10 protein-coding genes are annotated in these 17,647 nt (G+C 53.7%); 9 read left to right on the top strand and 1 reads right to left on the bottom strand.

Going from position 1 to position 17,647, the window contains the following annotated elements; translation table 11 throughout:
- The first annotated feature begins 6 nt into the window (after positions 1-6).
- The 9 genes from GSQ62_RS08425 (at position 7) to GSQ62_RS08385 (ending at position 15,803) form a co-directional block, all read left to right on the top strand.
- Positions 7-3,390: a SusC/RagA family TonB-linked outer membrane protein gene (locus GSQ62_RS08425; RefSeq protein ID WP_237587087.1), complete on the top strand. Its 3,384-nt coding sequence runs from the start codon at positions 7-9 to the stop codon at positions 3,388-3,390.
- Between the two features lie 21 nt (positions 3,391-3,411).
- The gene (locus GSQ62_RS08420; protein WP_161889095.1) at positions 3,412-5,304 is read left to right on the top strand and encodes a RagB/SusD family nutrient uptake outer membrane protein; all 1,893 of its coding nucleotides are present in this window, start codon (positions 3,412-3,414) and stop codon (positions 5,302-5,304) included.
- 24 nt (positions 5,305-5,328) lie between these two features.
- On the top strand, positions 5,329-6,036 hold the full coding sequence (locus GSQ62_RS08415) for a DUF3823 domain-containing protein (protein ID WP_161889094.1): 708 nt from the start codon (positions 5,329-5,331) through the stop codon (positions 6,034-6,036).
- A 148-nt stretch (positions 6,037-6,184) separates the two neighbouring features.
- Entirely contained in the window at positions 6,185-9,376 is a 3,192-nt protein-coding gene (locus GSQ62_RS08410) for a PVC-type heme-binding CxxCH protein (RefSeq protein ID WP_237587085.1), read from the top strand.
- A 90-nt stretch (positions 9,377-9,466) separates the two neighbouring features.
- Positions 9,467-10,204: a plastocyanin/azurin family copper-binding protein gene (locus GSQ62_RS08405; protein WP_161889093.1), complete on the top strand. Its 738-nt coding sequence runs from the start codon at positions 9,467-9,469 to the stop codon at positions 10,202-10,204.
- Positions 10,205-10,350: 146 nt separating this feature from the next.
- Positions 10,351-11,121, top strand: coding sequence for a ThuA domain-containing protein (locus tag GSQ62_RS08400; RefSeq protein ID WP_237587084.1), 771 nt, complete (start codon positions 10,351-10,353; stop codon positions 11,119-11,121).
- A 117-nt stretch (positions 11,122-11,238) separates the two neighbouring features.
- Positions 11,239-12,387, top strand: coding sequence for a Gfo/Idh/MocA family protein (locus tag GSQ62_RS08395; protein WP_161889092.1), 1,149 nt, complete (start codon positions 11,239-11,241; stop codon positions 12,385-12,387).
- 70 nt (positions 12,388-12,457) lie between these two features.
- Entirely contained in the window at positions 12,458-13,330 is an 873-nt protein-coding gene (locus GSQ62_RS08390; protein WP_161889091.1) for a sugar phosphate isomerase/epimerase family protein, read from the top strand.
- 430 nt (positions 13,331-13,760) lie between these two features.
- Positions 13,761-15,803: a CehA/McbA family metallohydrolase domain-containing protein gene (locus GSQ62_RS08385; RefSeq protein ID WP_237587083.1), complete on the top strand. Its 2,043-nt coding sequence runs from the start codon at positions 13,761-13,763 to the stop codon at positions 15,801-15,803.
- Positions 15,804-16,012: 209 nt separating this feature from the next.
- Here GSQ62_RS08385 and GSQ62_RS08380 read toward each other — a convergent pair whose 3' ends face one another.
- Positions 16,013-17,353, bottom strand: coding sequence for a vanadium-dependent haloperoxidase (locus GSQ62_RS08380; protein ID WP_161889089.1), 1,341 nt, complete (start codon positions 17,351-17,353; stop codon positions 16,013-16,015).
- Between the last annotated feature and the right edge of the window lie 294 nt (positions 17,354-17,647).

Below are 17,647 nucleotides of genomic sequence, written 5' to 3'. Positions count from 1 at the left end.
ACAGAGATGAACGAACGCGCAACTGCCTCTGTGTCGTTGGTCAATCTATTGGCTCAGCTACAGTCCTTCTACCAGGTCACGTTCAATTACGACAGCGACATTCTGGAAGGGCTGGTGGCAAATGAAGATGCGATAACCCTTAAAACAAAAGAAGTAAAAGAACTTGAGGCCAACTTGGAAGTGGTGCTGCATCCGGAAGGCCTTAAATACGAAAGGTCCAGAGAGGATATCTACCTGATTTACTCAGATAAAAAGCGTTCCGAAACGCCCGTCTCAAACAAAAGCACATCTGCAACCGGCACGCAGCAAGAGCAGCAGGTATCCGGCAAAATTACAGATGCGGCAGGTGTGGGGCTGCCGGGTGTGAGCATCGCCGTGAAAGGGACCTCCAGAGGCACCATCACCAACGCCGATGGCACCTACTCCCTGAGCGTGCCTGACGGAAACAGCACCCTGGTGGTTTCCTTCCTTGGTTTTGAGACACAGGAAATAGCGCTGAACGGGCGCGCTGTCGTTGATGTGAGCATGGCGGAAGACACCGAAGCCCTGCAGGAAGTGGTGGTGGTAGGTTACAGCACCCAGACAAAAGAGTCGATCACAAGCGCCGTCTCCACAGTAAGCTCCGAAGACATAGAGAAAGTGGCCGCCGCCACCGTCAGCGCCACGCTGGCTGGCAAGCTGCCGGGCGTGGCTTTCCGCATGGCGGAGGGTCGGCCTGGCTCCGGGGCCGAAATCCAGATCCGGAACATGGGCGGCAACCCCTTGTTCGTAATCGACGGCATTCAGCAGGACCAGGGCCAGTTCAACAACCTGTCTCCCCAGGATATCGCCAGCATCACCGTGCTGAAGGATGCGGCTGCCTCCGTATATGGCTCCAGAGCGGCGAACGGGGTGGTGATTGTGACCACGAAAAGAGGAAAAAGGGGAGAGAAGCCCACCATCAATCTAAACGCCTATTATGGCGGCCAAAGCTGGACCAGGTTCCCCGAAACGGTGAACGCGTACGAGTGGATGCGCGGGCGGGCAGAGGCAGAGATGAACGCCTTGAACCCTGGGACGCAGATTACTCCGGAGGAACTGGAAAAGTGGAGACAGGGAACAGAGCGCGGCTACCAGAACTTCGACTGGTATGACTTCATTATACAGGAAAATGCCCCGCAGAGCCAGATCAGCGTGAACACACAGGGCGGGTCCGAAAGAATCAACTACTATATATCCCTCACCCGGCTGGACCAGAGCTCAGTGCTGGGGCGCGAGTTCATTTTTGAACGAACCAACATCCAGTCGAACCTGGACGCCAACATCACGGACCGCCTGAAAGTGGGGGTGCAGATTAACGGGCGCATTGAAAGCAGGGACCAGCCGGGCATACCCGGCGTGGACGACTACTGGCTGCCGCGCTTCGCGCTCTTCCGCAACAGGCCTTACGAGCGCCCCTACGCCAACGACAACCCCGACTATATAGCGCACATCAGCCAGGTAGACGCCAACTGGGCTTACGCAAACAAAAAAACAGCCGGCTACTGGACAGAGGACTGGCGCGTGCTCCAATCCAACTTCAGCCTCGATTATGAACTGCCGATAGAAGGCCTGAAAGTAAGGGGGATGTACTCCTACTATATGGCCGACCGCCTGATGAACGGGCACGAATACACCTACGATGTATATACCTATTTCCCGGCCACGGAAGACGCGCCCGAAGAATACAGGCGAACGGGCGGTGCGGATAACCCCTGGCGCGAAAGGGAAACGCGCAAGATTTTCAACAACGTACTGCAGGGGCAGATAAGCTATAACAACACGTTTTCGGACAAGCACACCGTAGGAGCAACGCTTGTATATGAGCGAATCCAGAACAGAAATGTGGGAGCCTGGCTGCACTCGGTGCCGACAAACAACGAGCTTCCCCTGATTCAGTTCGCGGACATGGACACCTATAACGACTGGGACGATGAGCAGGCGCGGATCGGCTACGTGGGGCAGTTTAACTACAGCTTCGCCGATAAGTACTACGTTGACATGTCCGCCCGCTACGATGCCTCCTGGAAGTTCTCTCCGGACGACAGATGGGGCTTCTTCCCGTCAGCATCCATCGGATGGAGGATCACCAACGAAGAGTTCTTCCGGTCACTGGTGGGCGGTAACTTCCTGAGCGACCTGAAACTGCGGGCCTCTTATGGTAAACTGGGAGATGACGATGTTGGCATCGGGCCGTTCGATTATCTGACAGGGTACAACTACGGGTCGTCGAACATGATTATCGGCGGCAACCTGCTCAGAGGGGCAAGAATTCAGCGAAACGGCGTGCCCATCACGAACATTTCCTGGTTTACAAGCACCATTCTGGATATAGGCCTGGACTACAGCTTCCTGAACGGCAAGTTTAGCGGGGCTTTAGATTACTTTAGAAGAGAACGCGAGGGTCTTTTGGGCCGCCGATGGGATATCCTGACGCCTGTTGAGATTGGGTATGACTTGCCTAGTGAAAATACACAATCTGATGCCGTAATAGGAGGCGAAGGATCAGTGGCTTATAATCATCAGATTGGGGAGCTAACTTTTAGTGTAGGAGCAAACCTTTCTTATGCCCGGCAGAAGAGACTGGAATCATACAAGCCACGATGGGGGAACTCATGGGACCACTACCGCACTGCTGGACAAAATGAAAAGTATGATGATAGATGGCAGGATATTACGTGGGGATATGAAGTGATCGGGCAGTTCAAGTCTCAGGATGAGATAAGTGAATACCCGGTTAATATAGATGGCCAGGGCAACAGAACGCTTCTGCCAGGAGATTTGATCTACGAAGATGTGAATGGGGATGGGGTAATCAATGGTATGGATGAAAGACCGATTGGCTATAAGCTTGGAGGAACTCCAATTGTGAACTACGGACTCAACCTGTCTGCCGCCTGGAAAGGCTTTGACTTGACGGCTGATTTCTCAGGGGGCTCGATGTATGCCTACAACAGAGCCTGGGAAATGCGGAACCCGTACCAGAACACTGGCAACCTGTTGCAGGACATGTACGACGACAGATGGCATCGCGAAGATCCGTTTAACCTGGACAGCCCGTGGATACCAGGGAAGTACCCTGCCCTGAGGTGGAACGAAGGCGGGCACAGCAATTATAATAAAACCTCCTCCTTCTGGCTACAGAACATGACGTACCTGCGCCTGAGAACCCTGGAAGTAGGGTACAGCCTGCCTGTATCGCTCCTCAGCAAAGTAAAAGTGCAGAAAGCAAGACTCTTTGTGAACAGCTACAACCTGTTCTCGATAGATCCGCTGCGCACTGTTGGCCTGGATCCGGAAATCAGGGATGAGAATGGCCTGCAATATCCGCAGCACAGGATTATTAACGTCGGTACCAACCTTTCTTTCTAAAAAGCTAAAGAGACTGAACATATGAAAAGATACTTCTATATAGCAGCGACCTTGCTTGCCACCTGTCTGGTGGGGTGCGACGACGAAGAATTCCTGGACAGAGAACCCAAGAACATCCTGTCTGAAGAGCAGATATTCAACAACGAGGATCTGGTGCTGGCTGTCGTGGCTGATTTATATGCCCGCTACCCCGAATACCAGGCCCTGAACCAACAGAATGAGCAGGCAGACTTTAACGAGGCCTTTGCGTCCAGAGACGAGGGGCGGCACCAGAATTCTGAATATGGCTACGGCAACTGGGGTTGGTGGGATTATGCCTATATCCGGGAACTGAACATCTTCCTGGAGAAAATAGAAACGGCCGAGCAGATTGATCCGGAAGCCAGGGAAAGATTTAAGGCCGAGGTGCGGTGGCTGCGTGCGGCGGTTTACTTTGAAGCAGTTAAAAGAGTCGGGGGTGTTCCGCTTATATTGCAAACAATGGAATATGATTTCAGCGGAGACCCTGCCTACCTGCAAACGCCCAGGGCAAAGGAGCATGAGGTTTATGATTTTATAATCCAGGAGATGAATGAGGTACTGCCCAGCCTTCCGGCTGATGCCAGTATCAAAGACCGCGCAACCCAGGGGCTGGCGCAGGCGCTCAAATCCAGGGCGGCCCTTTATGCCGGTTCTATCGCAAAGTATGGCGCCATCCGAACGCCGGAGGTTTCATTGCCCGGCGGCGAAGTGGGTATTCCCGCAGAAATGGCAAACGGCTACTACACCACGGCGCTGGAGGCCGCACAGGAAATTATAGCGGGCAATGCCGGGGCTTACGCTTTGTACATGAAGAACCCGAACGACCTGTCGGCAAACTTCGGGAATCTTTTCAGGGATGAGAACGGCAACCCGGAGGCGATTTTCGTGAATGACTTCAAGCTCAAGAGCGGGAAAGTGAACAACTGGACCCTGGAGAATCAGCCATTGTCCCAGTCAGAGGAAGGAACAACGGGCGGAAGAGTAAACCCCTCCCTGAACCTGGTGCAGTCTTTTGAGTTGATCGAAGGCAACACCTATGCCCCTTTCAAGACAGAGGGTGCGGGCGGCAACTTTATCGTGTATGAAGACCAGCTTGACATATTTGCCGGAAGAGATGCCAGGCTCTATGCCACTATCATACTCCCGGGCTCCACATACCGGCCAGGCGGTGAAAAGGTGGATATATGGGCTGGGCTTTACCTCCCTGCCACGAATGCCTTTGTTTCCGCGCCAGAGCGGGGGCAGATCGACAATACCTTGGGTGTGCAGGCAGTGGGTTTTGATGGCCCCATCAACAGGTTTGGCGGCACCGCGCAAACGGGCTTCTATGTGCGCAAGTACATGGACCCGACTCCGGGAGCTGGCCAGATCGGAACCCAGAGCGATGTGTGGTATATCCGCTACCGTTACGGCGAAGTATTGCTGAACGCCGCCGAGGCGGCTTTTGAGCTCGGGCAACCGGAACTGGCGGCAGAGTATATGAACCAGGTGCGCCGGAGGGCAGGTTTCACGACTGACCTGACACCGGCCGAGATCACCTTCGACAGAATTGTGCATGAGAGAAGGGTGGAACTGGCTTTCGAGGGGCACCAACTCTGGGACCTGAAGCGCTGGAGGCTGGCGCATGTCAAACTCAACGGGCAGAACATGGATGAGCAGATGCTCACGCAGAACATAGGTGACGCCGAGAAGATCCGGACGCAGGTTTTCGGGCTGTGGCCATATAAAATATACAGCCCTGGGGCCGCCAACCATAACAAGTGGATATATGATATCGTGAAGCCGAGTGCCGTGACAGGCGCGGACCGGTTCCGCCTGGGGAACTACTATTCCGAAATCGACGAGGATATCAGGAACAAAAACCCGCTGATCGTCAGGAACCCAAATCAATAAGCAATTCACTAAAAGAATAACATCATGAAAATAGGATATAACTTTTTGATATTGTTTATACTTTCTATTGGGCTGGCTTCCTGCGAGTATGATAACTATGATGCGCCAAGCGCCAAGCTACAGGGTAACATTGTGTACAACGGCGAGCCGATAGGCGTGGCGGTCAACGAGGTTAACTTTGAACTGTGGGAGCCAGGGTGGCAGTTGAAAACCCCTATCAATGTGACCGTGGCCCAGGATGGTTCCTATTCTGCCTCGCTCTTCAATGCAACCTACAAGCTGACGTTCCGCCCGAACCAGGGGCCTTTTAGAATGGTGCATAACTCCGCTACCGACTCGGACACCATCCTGGTGGATGTTAGCGGCAACACGGTGCTTGATATCGAGGTGGAGCCCTACTATATGATCCGGAACCCGCAGTTTTCGCTAAACGGCAATGTCGTGACTGCCACGGCGGGCCTGGAGCAGATTATTACCGGGGAGGATGCCAAAAATGTAGAGCAGGTTTCGCTTTTCCTCAACAAAACGCAGTTTGTGGACCAGCGCGGCGATTATAACCTGGCAAGAACGGACATTGCAGGCGCGGACATAGCGGATATGGGGAGTATAAGCCTGAGTACAAACGTGCCGGACCTGGTCAGATCCCAAAGCTATATATACGCCCGTATCGGTGTCAAGATAGAAGGGGTGGAGGACATGCTGTATTCTCCGGTACAACAGCTTGCGCTCTAGAATTTTTAACTTTTAGTGGTGTTGTAAAGGAACCGGCTTGGGGAGGGCTACCATTTCGGCAGCTCTCCCCGGCGGGTTTTCGCAAACAGAGCAAGGGCCTGGCGGGCTGCTTTGCTGATTTTTTATTTTATTATCAACTGAATTCGTGATGAAGAAGACATCTTTATGGCTGCTTTTTATTGGACTTTTGCTCCATGGCTGTGCCGACAAAGCGCAGATGGCTGGTAGTGGCTCTGCAGAAGACAGCGCAGCTAAACAGAGCCCGAGAAGGGCGGAAGTATTGTTTCTGGGGCATGACAGCGAGCACCACGACTCCGGCAAATACGCCCCCTGGCTTGCTACGGCACTTTTCGACAATGGCATCAACCTTACTTACACCGAAGATGTCAAAGACTTAACCGAGGAGAACCTGGGCAGATACGATGGTCTGATAATTTACGCAAACCACGACACGCTGCCTGCCGCACAGGAGCAGGCCCTGAAAAAATTTGTGGAAAGTGGAAATGGCCTCATCCCGGTTCATTCAGCGACCGGCTCCTTCAAAAACTCCGACTGGTATATAAACGCGGCCGGCGGGCAGTTCAAGTCGCACGGCGAGGGCACCTTCGCCGCTAAAATCACCAATCCCAACCACCCTGTCATGCAGGGGCTGACAGAGTTTGAAACCTGGGACGAAACGTACGTACACCAACGGCTGAACCCGGACATGACAGTGCTGATGGAGCGGGTGGAAGGAGATACCCGCGAACCCTATACCTGGGTGCGCGAGCAGGGCAAGGGCAGGGTCTTTTACACCGCCTACGGCCACAACGACAGCACCTGGACCAACGCCGGCTTCCTGAAGCTTCTGGAGAACGGCATCATGTGGGCCATCGGCGACGACGTGATGCAACAGGTTGCCAGCCTGGGTATTCCGGATGTCAGCATATATGACTCGGCTTACTTAGCTGATTTCACCAAACGCTATGTCGTGTCTGAAATGCAGAAGGCCCTGACGCCAGCCGAGTCGCAGAAACTGATACAGGTGCCGGCAGGTTTCGAGCTTGAGCTTTTCGCGGCGGAGCCTGATATTGTGAACCCGATAGCCATTGCCTGGGACGAAAGAGGCCGCCTCTGGGTGGTGGAGTCTGTCGATTATCCCAATACTTTCAAGGAAACAGACGGCGAGGCAAACGACAGAATCAAGATTGCGGAAGACACAGACGGGGACGGCAAGGCAGACAAATTCACGGTTTTCGCAGACAGCCTGAACATCCCGACCAGCATGGTGTTCGCCAACGGCGGCGTCATCGTGTCGATGGCCCCGGACTTTGTCTTTATGAAAGACACCGACGGCGACGACAGGGCCGACGTGCGGGAGGTGATCATGACGGGCTGGGGCAAGAACGATACGCATGCGGGCCCCTCCAACCTGCAGTACGGCTTCGACAACAAGATATGGGGCGTTACGGGGTACTCCGGTTTCAACGGCACCATCAACGGCCAACCCAGACGGTTCGGACAGGGCGTTTACCACTTTAACCCCGACGGGTCTGACTTTGAGTTCCTGGCCAACACCAGCAACAACACCTGGGGGCTGGGCTTCTCTGAAGACAACAATGTGTTTATCTCCACAGCCAACAACACGCACAGTGCCTACTACTCCATCCCGGCGAAATACACGCAACGGAAGCTGCCCGCTTTGACTGCCCAGGCAACAACAGAGGGGCAGCCCGCTCAGCAGATATCGGTAGAGCCGGTTCAGAAGATAGACGGGCATTACGAGGTGCATGCCATGACCCCGAACCTGCGGCAGGTAGACGTGATTGGCGGGTTCACGGCTGCCGCAGGGCACCATTTATATACCGCCAGGAACTTCCCGAAAGAGTACTGGAACCGCATTGCCTTTGTCTCAGAGCCTACCGTGAGGCTGACGCACAATGCCATCATTGAGCCGGATGGCGCAGGCTTCACTGAGAAGGACGGCTGGAACCTGATGGCCAGCTCAGACGAGTGGTTTGGGCCCGTGCATGCCCAGGTGGGGCCGGACGGGGCCGTGTGGGTGGCCGACTGGTACAACTTCATCATCCAGCACAACGACTTCGTGGAGCGTCAGTCGCCTGTAAAGTATATACTGCCAGACACGGAGCAGCCACAGGAAAGAGGGCAGGGGAATGCCATGGTCACGCCGCTGCGCGATACGAACCACGGCAGGATATATAGGGTGGTTTACAAAGACGCCAAGCCTTACGAGCCTATACAACTGTCGAAGGATGATGTGCCCGGCTTGCTGGTTGCCCTCAAGAACGACAACATGTTCTGGCGGATGACCGCCCAGCGCCTGCTGGTGGAGTCACAGAACAAGGCGGCTATACCGGGCCTGTATGACATCATAAACAACCAGGAGGTGGATGAAATAGGGCTGAACAGCCCGGCGGTGCATGCCCTCTGGACCCTGCACGGCCTCGGCGCCCTGGACGGCAACAATGCAGAAGCCACGCAGGTGGCGGTGCGTGCCCTGAAGCACCCGGCGGCCGGTGTCAGAAAAGCAGCCGTAGAAGTTTTGCCGAAGACAGAGCAAAGCGTGCAGGCCATACAGCAGAGCGGCATCCTGAACGACCCGAACCTGAACACGCGCAAATCCGCCCTGCTGGCTATCACGACCTTCCCTGCGTCTGATGTGCTGGGCAAGCTGGTATATGAGGCGAGCCTTGTGCCTGAGAATGCAGCGGACGACTGGATTACGAAGGCGCTGCTCGCGGCGGCTATCGCCCATGAGAAAGGTTTCCTGGCTGCGGCGTCAGCAGGCCCGGCTGCCACAGAGTCATCACAAGAGCAGAGCCTGAGCCAGCGCATGTTCGAAGCCGTGCGCAACGAGACGTATGCCCTTGCGAGGCGCGGCAGCCTGCAGTTCCCGACGGATGTTGCCGGAAAAGAAATCGTGATGCGGGCAGCGGTGGCCAAGCGCGCCTCCAGGGATTTGGAGGGTGTGATTATGGCGCACGGCGGAAAAGAGAACGGCTATGCCCTCTTTATCCAGGACGGGAAAATCCATATGGTGGTGAACCAGAACGGAAAGACCTACAAAGCTGTATCAAAAAAGCCGCTGCCGGAAAAATTTGATGTGACGGCGCTTCTCGAGAAAAACGGCCAGATGACGGTGAATGTAGACGGCAAGACGTTTGCGACAGCCAAAGCTCCTTCTGTCTTCAAAGAGCCACTGGGGGTTAACGTCCGCTCGGGCCAGGATTACGATAACGAAAACAAGATTGGCAACTACGAAGGGGAGTTCCAGTTTGAGGGGAACCTGCAGAATATCTCGCTAGAATTGATAAAGGCAGACCAGAAGAAAAAATCATAGAAATAGGAAAGTCCTATATAAACCGGAGACGACGGACGGGACTCACCAAAAGAATTTACTTTACCAATACAGCTTAACTTAACTTACATAATGAAGAATAACCTGTTTTTATACCTCTGCCTGGGCACGTTTATAGCCTGTGCCAGCGAAACGAAGACGCAAAGCGAAGGAGAAGTGACAGAGGCGATTACGCTTGACAATCAGGAGGCACCTGTACAGCCCGATACTGACACAGGTGTGGTTGTAGAAGAAACCTATGAGGGGTCTGGCACCCTGACTGAGACGGAGGAGGAACCAGCCAGCCAGCCAGATGCAGTGGCAACACCGGCAGAAGCTAAATCGGTGGCCACTACTACCGAAGCTAAACCCGCTCAGCCAAAAGCATCGACTACGCCAAAAGCCGCAGCCAAGCCAGCTGAGCCGGTGCAGACGAAACCGGCGCCGGTGCAGGCCAATACCGTCATCATGAGCATCGTGCCGGATATGATGAAGTTCGACAAGGAAGTGTTCACGGTAATCGCCGGGCAGAAGGTTATCATCGAACTGGAAAACCCGGACGGCATGCAGCATAACATGGTCATCAGCAAGCCAGGCACTCTGAAAGAAGTGGGCGCCGCCGCCGACGCCCTGGCCCGTGACCCCAAAGGGGCGCAGCTGAATTACGTGCCACAAATACCGGCCGTGCTGTTTGCCACCAAACTTTTGAACCCCGAGGAAGTCGTTACGCTGACTTTTACAGCCCCCTCTGAGCCAGGCGACTACACGTTTGTGTGTACTTTCCCGGGGCACTGGCGGATGATGAACGGCATCATGAAAGTAACAAAGTAGTCCTACTTTTAAACTAGCGCAGGATATATAACCGGTGCTGGTTTGTTACTCTCAGCAGCCAGCGCTACGGGGAAGGCCGGTTTACCAGTAAACAGCATCATTTTTACCTGTCACATTTAAGGACCTTGTCACTATCTGATTCATATATGAACATTATAACAAAAGCGTACCATTCATCTAAAAGAAAAGCCAGCCTCCCGGCGATGCTGTTCCTGTTTTGCGGGTTTCTGCTGTCCCAGTGTACCACAAGTTCAAGCGGCGCCAACGGCAGTGCCGAAGGCATCAGAACCTTGATTGTGGGCGGGGGCTCCTCCCATGATTTTGACCGCTGGTACAAGCAGGCGGATGCCGCAACGCTCGAGCGGGATGGGCTGGCAACGGTGCGGTATACCGATAACACCGACTCCATTGCCTATTACCTGCCGCAGACAGACGTGCTCTACTTAACGAACAACCAGCCGATAGCAGATCCGCAGGTACGCCAGGCCATCATGGATTTTGTGGAGGCTGGCAAGGGGCTGGTGCTGGGGCATGCCGCCTTGTGGTATAACTGGAGCGACTGGCCGGAATACAACCTAAACCTGGTGAGCGGCGGCTCCAGAGGGCACGACCCCTACGGAAGCTTTGACGTGACTATTACCAATTCCAACCACCCGGTAACGGAGAACGTGGATCAGCGCTTCAACCTGAAAGACGAGCTCTATTATTACAAGGTTGACCCGGCTGGCCCCGGCATCAACGTGCTGGCAACGGCAAGCGCTGCCGGATCCGACGAGTCGTTCCCTTCCGTATTCACGATAAACAGCGACAAGGGCAGAATCGTGGGCCTGGCGCTGGGGCACGATGCGGAGTCGCATGACTTGCCCGCTTACCAGACCCTGCTGCGGAATGCCGTGAAATGGGCCGCCCGGAAATAAATCATATATAAATCATATATAAGTGTTGGTATGGCTCTCCTGATGAGAAGCTGGAGGCCAAGCCATATATAGCTTACACCTGAAGTAGTATTTATCAATCATAAAGAAGGAAACAGTATGAGCCAGAAACAAATCACAGTGGTTATTGTCGGTATGGGATTCGGGAAGGAGTTTATTCCGATATACCAAAGCCATCCCAACATCAAGGCTGTGGGTATATGCACGCGCAACGAGAAAACAATAGCTGAGCTGAAGGCCAAATTCAACCTGGACGAGAACCTGTGCTTCACGAATTTCGAAGACGTGCCGAAGCGCGAGGATGTGGACGCGATCCACATCGTAACGCCCGTGCCGGAGCACGCCCGCATGACGCTTGCCTCGCTGAACGCCAACAAGCACACCGCCTGCACCATCCCCATGGCCATGACGGTGGAAGACTGCAAGGCCATTGTGGAGGCAAAGAGAAAAGCCAACAAAGTATATATGATGATGGAAACCGCCCTGTACACAAGGGAGTTTCTGTATGGCCTGAAGCTCGCCGAGACTGGCCAGTTGGGCCGCATCCAGTTCGTGCGCGGCTCGCATATACAGGATATGAGCATGGAAGGATGGGCCGAATACTGGAAAGGCTTCCCGCCGATGCTGAACGGCACGCACGCTATTTCCCCGCTTCTGAGAATCAACAACACGAAGGCAGAGTCGGTGGTGTGCCACGGCTCAGGCAGGGTGAGCGAAGACCTGGCGAAGCGGTACGGCTCTCCGTTCGCCGTCGAGACAGCCACCTTCACACTCAAGAACTCTGATGTGGTGGCGGAGGCTACCCGGTCCCTGTTCGATGTGGTGCGCCAGTATCGGGAAAGCTATGATGTATATGGCGATAAAATGTCGTTTGAGTGGGAGCAGCTGCAGGACGAGCACCACGCCATTTTTGAGGGCGGCGAAAGCGCCCGGCGCATCGACGTGCCGGACACAGACGAGCTGCTGATTGAGAAGATCGCCCACTTCACGAAGCGGGAGAAAATAGACGACCCGAACCACGTTTCGTTCCTGCAGGGCGCTGGCCACGGAGGCTCGCACCCTCACCTGGTGCAGGAGTTTGTCGCCGCCATTGTGGAGGGCCGCAACTCGGCCGTGGATGCCGATGTGGCCGCAAATTATACCTGTGCCGGTATATGCGCCCACGAGTCGGCCATGAACAACGGGAAGAGAATCATGATCCCGGACTTTGAGCTGGAGAATGCTTCTTCTGAAAAAGTAGTATCTTAATTCATACGGTGGAGAGGGTAGGCTTTTTGAGCCTATCCTCTTTTTTATGTTCGATTCTTAACCTCATCCTATGCAATTCGGTGTAAGTACGTTCGTGTGGTTTTCGCCATTCGACACAAAAGCATTAGATCTTGTTTACAAAGTAAAAGACATGGGCTACGACATCCTGGAGGTAGCCGTGGAAGACAAAGACCTGATAGACTGGGCGAAGCTGAAGCAGGTGGTGCGGGACGCGGGAATAAAAGTAACCATAAGCGGGGCCTTTGGGGCCGAACGGGATATTTCCAGCGACGATCCCCGGAATCGGGAGCAGGGCCTGCAGTATATAACCGACTGTGTGCGGATTGCCGCGGACATGGGCAGCCCTGTGTTTGGCGGGCCTGTTTATTCAGCCGTCGGCAAAACCAGGATTGTGTCGGCGGAGCAGAAGCAGCAGGAAAGGGAGTGGTGCCTCGAAAACCTGGTGAAGGCCGGAAAAATCGCAAGGGAATGTGGCGTGACGATTGGCGTGGAGCCACTCAACAGGTTCGAAACCGATATGATCAATACCGCGGATCAGGCGATTTCGCTTGTGAAGGAAGTAGGTGACCCCAACGTGAAAATCCTGCTGGATACGTTCCACTGCAACATCGAGGAGAAAAACATACCCGACACCATCCGGAAAGTAGGCAAAGATTTGCTCTGCCATATACAAGGCAACGAGAGCGATCGGGGAACACCCGGCACCGGCCACCTGGACTGGGCAGGCATCAACGACGCGCTGGTGGAAATAGGCTATGACGGCGCCATTGTGCTGGAAACTTTTGGCGCACCGTCTAAAGAACTCGCCAGGGCAGCCTGTATCTGGCGGCCACTGGCGAACAGTGCCGACGAACTGGCAAGCGAAGGACTGAAGTTCTACAAACAACAGTTTTCCGGTTCTTCTCAAACAGCCGCCAAGTAGCGCAGCAGGCGCTTTTGATTCCTGCAACATAACCTATATTAAAGCGCTTGCTGCAAAAACCTGCCGGGTCATATATTTTTATATTCAATCTTTTCAAATCGGATAATAGCCTCCATATATAAACATCTTACAGCCAGTTCAAAATAAAACTGTTTCCAGTTTTGCCTTGAGGCGCCTCGAGAGTTTCCGGTGCCGCGGGAGCGGCAGCCGTAAGGCAGGAAACGAAAGCCGCGCCGAGAGGGAAAACGAGGCCGCTCGGCCTGAGAGCACCACTGCCAGCTATACAACTTGAAGGGATTGGGTCCAGTGGAATGTACAGCAACTCTCAGCATGGGCAGAATAAATCCAACGTCCACATCAATCTTACTTTTAAAATCAACAAATGAGCAGATATATAAGCAAGTGGTTAGCGACTGTTATCTTTTTATTTGTGACCACACTTGCTCTGGCGCAGGTGCCTGTTGACCTCAAAAGCTTTGATAAGAAAAGCGGTGTGACAGCAACGGTAAAGGATAATCTTTTAAGCGTTGCCTGGCCCACCGGTGAGGAGGAAACGGGGCGGGTTACTTTTGACCTGGAGAAGGACAAGCCGCTTTTCCAACGCATCCAGCTAAATGAGGGCGGCACCTTCAAAGACGTCGCGACAAACCTCGACCCCGCCTTTATACTGACGGTAGGCAAAAGAGACCTTACCAAAGAGAGTGGCTGGAACATCTTCTTCGACAGAACGGCCTATCTGCCCTATAAAGCTTATAACGTCAACACCTCCAAAAGAAGCGCGAAAGTGGAGAGCGCAGGAGCGAGAACGCGCGTAACGGTTTCAGAAGTAGAGGCAGGCGAGTTTTCCGGAACACTGGAGATTACGTTTTACAACGGCAGCCCGTTAATGAACATAGCGGCCGTAGTTACCACAAACAAGGACTCTGTCGCCATTATATATGATGCAGGGCTGGTAAGCAAAGAACCTGCCTGGCAGGAAGTTTTCTGGTCGGACACCGACGATTATTTACAGTCAGCGGACGTAGAAGCCGAGGCAGCCAGCCAGAACCTGGCAGTAAAATACCGCACCATTATCGGGGAAAGCAAAGAAGGAAGCATTGCCGTGTTTCCGCCTCCCCACCAGTACTTCTATCCGCTCGACAACGCTTATAATCTGAAATACGTCTGGCACGGCACCGATTACCGGGACATGATGCCCGGGTACGGTATCGGGATCAGGCATGATTTAATGGGCGACCGGCGCCATGTGCCCTGGTTTAATGCCCCGCCCGGCACACAGCAACGCCTGAACTTCTTCTGCCTGCTGAGCACCCAGAAAGACGGCAAAGTGCTGGAAGAGGTAAAGCAATACACCCACGCTGATTCTTACAAACCGCTCGCAGGCTACAACACCATGGCGAGCCACTTCCATACGGAGCATATAGATGATGTGCTGACGCATAAGCCTTTGCCCGACATTCCGGGGCACGTAAAAGCCTTGCGGAACCTGGGCGTCAACATCATGCACCTCGGGGAGTTTCATTTGGCCGGGAACCCACACGATACAGGGCCGCGCAGACTGCCGGAGTTCCAGTTGATGTTCGAGGAGTGCGCGCGGCTCTCGGGCGGGGATTTCCTGATGCTGCCTGGCGAGGAACCCAACAGCCACTTCGGCGGGCATTGGATGAACCTGTTTCCCAAACCGGTATACTGGATCATGTCCAGGGAGGAAGGGCAGCCTTTCGTCCAGGATGATCCCATCTATGGGAAGGTATACCGCGTGGGAAACAAAGAGGAAATGGTAAAGCTGCTGGAACTGGAGAATGGGCTGGCCTGGACGGCGCATGCCCGTACCAAGGGCTCTACCGGTTATCCCGACAAGTATAAAGACGAGGACTTCTTTGCATCAGACCGCTTTTTAGGCGCCGCCTGGAAAGCGATTCCCGCCGACCTGTCGCAACCGCGGCTGGGCAAACGGGTGCTGGACCTGATGGATGACATGGCGAACTGGGGACACAAAAAATATGCAATCGGGGAGGCGGACCTGTTCAAACTTGAGCCTGAGTATGAGATATACGGGCATATGAATATCAATTATTTACAGCTTGACAAGCTCCCATCATTTGAGGAAGGGTGGCAACCCATACTGGACGCCATGGAGAACGGGAAGTTTTTTGTTACCACAGGAGAAGTGCTGCTCCCGACCTTCACCGTCAATGGGAAAAGCTCCGGTGAAACGATAAGGCTGAACAGCAGGGGGAAAGCAGAAATTGCGCTGAATGTAGACTGGACTTTCCCCCTGAATTTTGCGGAGGTCGTTTCAGGCGACGGCACGAAAGTATACCGTGAAAGAATCAGCCTGGATAAGACGGAGGCCTTCGGGAAGCAGAAGTTTAGCTTCGCCACAAATCTGAAAGGCAGGAAATGGGTGAGGGTCGAAGTGTGGGATGTGGCAGCGAATGGGGCATTCACGCAGTTTGTATGGATTGAGTAGTTGGTAGGGATAACCCTAACAGCAATTTATAGAAGTATCAATCAGGCGTTGCGCATATCCGTTGTGGAAATGTAGTCCAACCACCCCTTCCCCTCCTTATCCAAGGAGGGGAAGGGGTGGTTGGACATATAGGCAGATCCCACCTGATGCTGGTTTTATATATACCGTGCGTCACTGAAGTTAATTGTAATACTCAGCATATAACACAACTAATTGAGCTCCTGCTCCTCCCGCATCTTCAATTTCCGGACGACAAACTGCCCCAGTGCATCCCCTCCCTGAAAGCCATTCGTAACAGCGGGCATGTAATGGATGCCCCCGTAAAGCCGGCTGATGGCGGCTTCTTCCGCAGCGTGTTTAAAGGACTTGAACTCACGGACAGGCAACCCGAACTCCACCTCAGTTGAGTCGGCGTAGGCGAAGTTGTCTCCGAAGAGGTTGGTCAGTACCTGCGCTGCCGCCGCTGAAACAACACTGTGGCCGCTGGTGTATTCCGGGAAAGGCGGCGTCTGCAGCAAGGGCATCCAGCTTTCGTCGATGTGCTGGTTTATATAGGTCTCAGGCCGTATCACATTGCTCCTGTACTTCTCGTCCCAGCAACTGATAAAGGCATCGGCCAGCGTCATAGACAGGCAGGCGTAGGCCTCCGCAGACCGCACCAAGTCCGCATCTGCTTTTTTGCAGGCCAGCTGCGCGATGTTGATCCAATGGCCGCCGGGCGATATTTTCTTGGTGGCAAACATCAGGTGGCCGTTTATATTCATCTTGAAAGGGTTGCAGTCCCAGAAATTGGCAATGTCCTTTTGCTCGGCTGAGAGGTTTTTACCGATGGTATATACTTCTGCCGCCTCCTTGTAAAACTGGCTTTCTTTATCCAATGAAAAGGGCGTGGGGGGCGAAGGCCTGAACTGCTGGGCAGAATCGATGAGGAAAGGCCTGATTTTGCTCCAGTGCGGTTCCACCGCTTTCATATAGCTGGGTGGGGTAGGTTTCCAGGAGGCCACATCATCATAAAAAGAATGCCTCTCCAGGGCGCGCGTCTGCTTGTAGTTGTCTCCCGACGACCACAGCAGCACATGGTCCGCTACCTGCTGCCCGAAGGCAACAGAGTTCTGGAACACCTCTTCCGGCATGCCGGTCTGTTTAAATTCCTGCAACAGCTGTTTGTGAAATGCCTCCAGTTTCTCCTCCGAAAATACGAGGCGCTTCCCCACGGCAAGAACGGCATGCGCCGCAGCCAGGGAATAGCTGTATGTCTTGCCTGCATCAGGCTTAGGTAAGGGCTTCAGGTGATGTATTTGTCCGGCGAGGGTACGGTAAGCTGTATTGGCGGGGCGTGAGGCTTCATATCCTGCAATGCTGACATAGGCATATATCCGGCTTGCCACAGGCGGCGAGAAAATGTCTTCGATAATCACATCCGTTACCTGCTTCATGGAGCGGTGCAGGTACTCGGGCTTTTCTGAGGCAAGTCGCCAATTCTCAGCTCCATAGGAGAAATGAGCGCCAAAAAACAAGAGCACGAAAAGGATGGTGTAGCGATGCCTCATGGTGTAAATGCGATAGGTTGGTTTGCCTGCGCGAAGTACAAAATCGCAGAGTAAAGCCCTGTTCAACTGATTGGGAATTAGAAGGAATAAAAATTCCCCGTCTCCCATATCGAATATAATAAAATATTAAATTAGCTACAATAATACTGAAATCAACCTGCTGCAATATGGGCCGCCCGTACTCTGGCATTCAGGAGCATCATGCCGTAGACACACGCGGCATCCTGATGTAAAGTGCTTAAAGTTATCGTTTTATAATATAGGCCATGCTGATTTTACAACAGCTTATATATC

The organism is Pontibacter russatus (genome assembly GCF_009931655.1).
In the GTDB taxonomy this organism is placed as follows: Bacteria; Bacteroidota; Bacteroidia; order Cytophagales; family Hymenobacteraceae; genus Pontibacter; species Pontibacter russatus.
The sequence above is the reverse complement of the archived record's forward strand: the minus strand, read 5'-3'. Positions and strand labels throughout refer to the sequence as shown.

Bases quoted from the DNA above. Each gene is read 5' to 3' on its own strand.
- GSQ62_RS08425 (WP_237587087.1), top strand. From the start codon at position 7: ATGAACGAACGCGCAACTGCCTCTGTGTCGTTGGTCAATCTATTGGCT.
- GSQ62_RS08420 (WP_161889095.1), top strand. From the start codon at position 3,412: ATGAAAAGATACTTCTATATAGCAGCGACCTTGCTTGCCACCTGTCTG.
- GSQ62_RS08415 (WP_161889094.1), top strand. From the start codon at position 5,329: ATGAAAATAGGATATAACTTTTTGATATTGTTTATACTTTCTATTGGG.
- GSQ62_RS08410 (WP_237587085.1), top strand. From the start codon at position 6,185: ATGAAGAAGACATCTTTATGGCTGCTTTTTATTGGACTTTTGCTCCAT.
- GSQ62_RS08405 (WP_161889093.1), top strand. From the start codon at position 9,467: ATGAAGAATAACCTGTTTTTATACCTCTGCCTGGGCACGTTTATAGCC.
- GSQ62_RS08400 (WP_237587084.1), top strand. From the start codon at position 10,351: ATGAACATTATAACAAAAGCGTACCATTCATCTAAAAGAAAAGCCAGC.
- GSQ62_RS08395 (WP_161889092.1), top strand. From the start codon at position 11,239: ATGAGCCAGAAACAAATCACAGTGGTTATTGTCGGTATGGGATTCGGG.
- GSQ62_RS08390 (WP_161889091.1), top strand. From the start codon at position 12,458: ATGCAATTCGGTGTAAGTACGTTCGTGTGGTTTTCGCCATTCGACACA.
- GSQ62_RS08380 (WP_161889089.1), bottom strand. From the start codon at position 17,353: ATGAGGCATCGCTACACCATCCTTTTCGTGCTCTTGTTTTTTGGCGCT.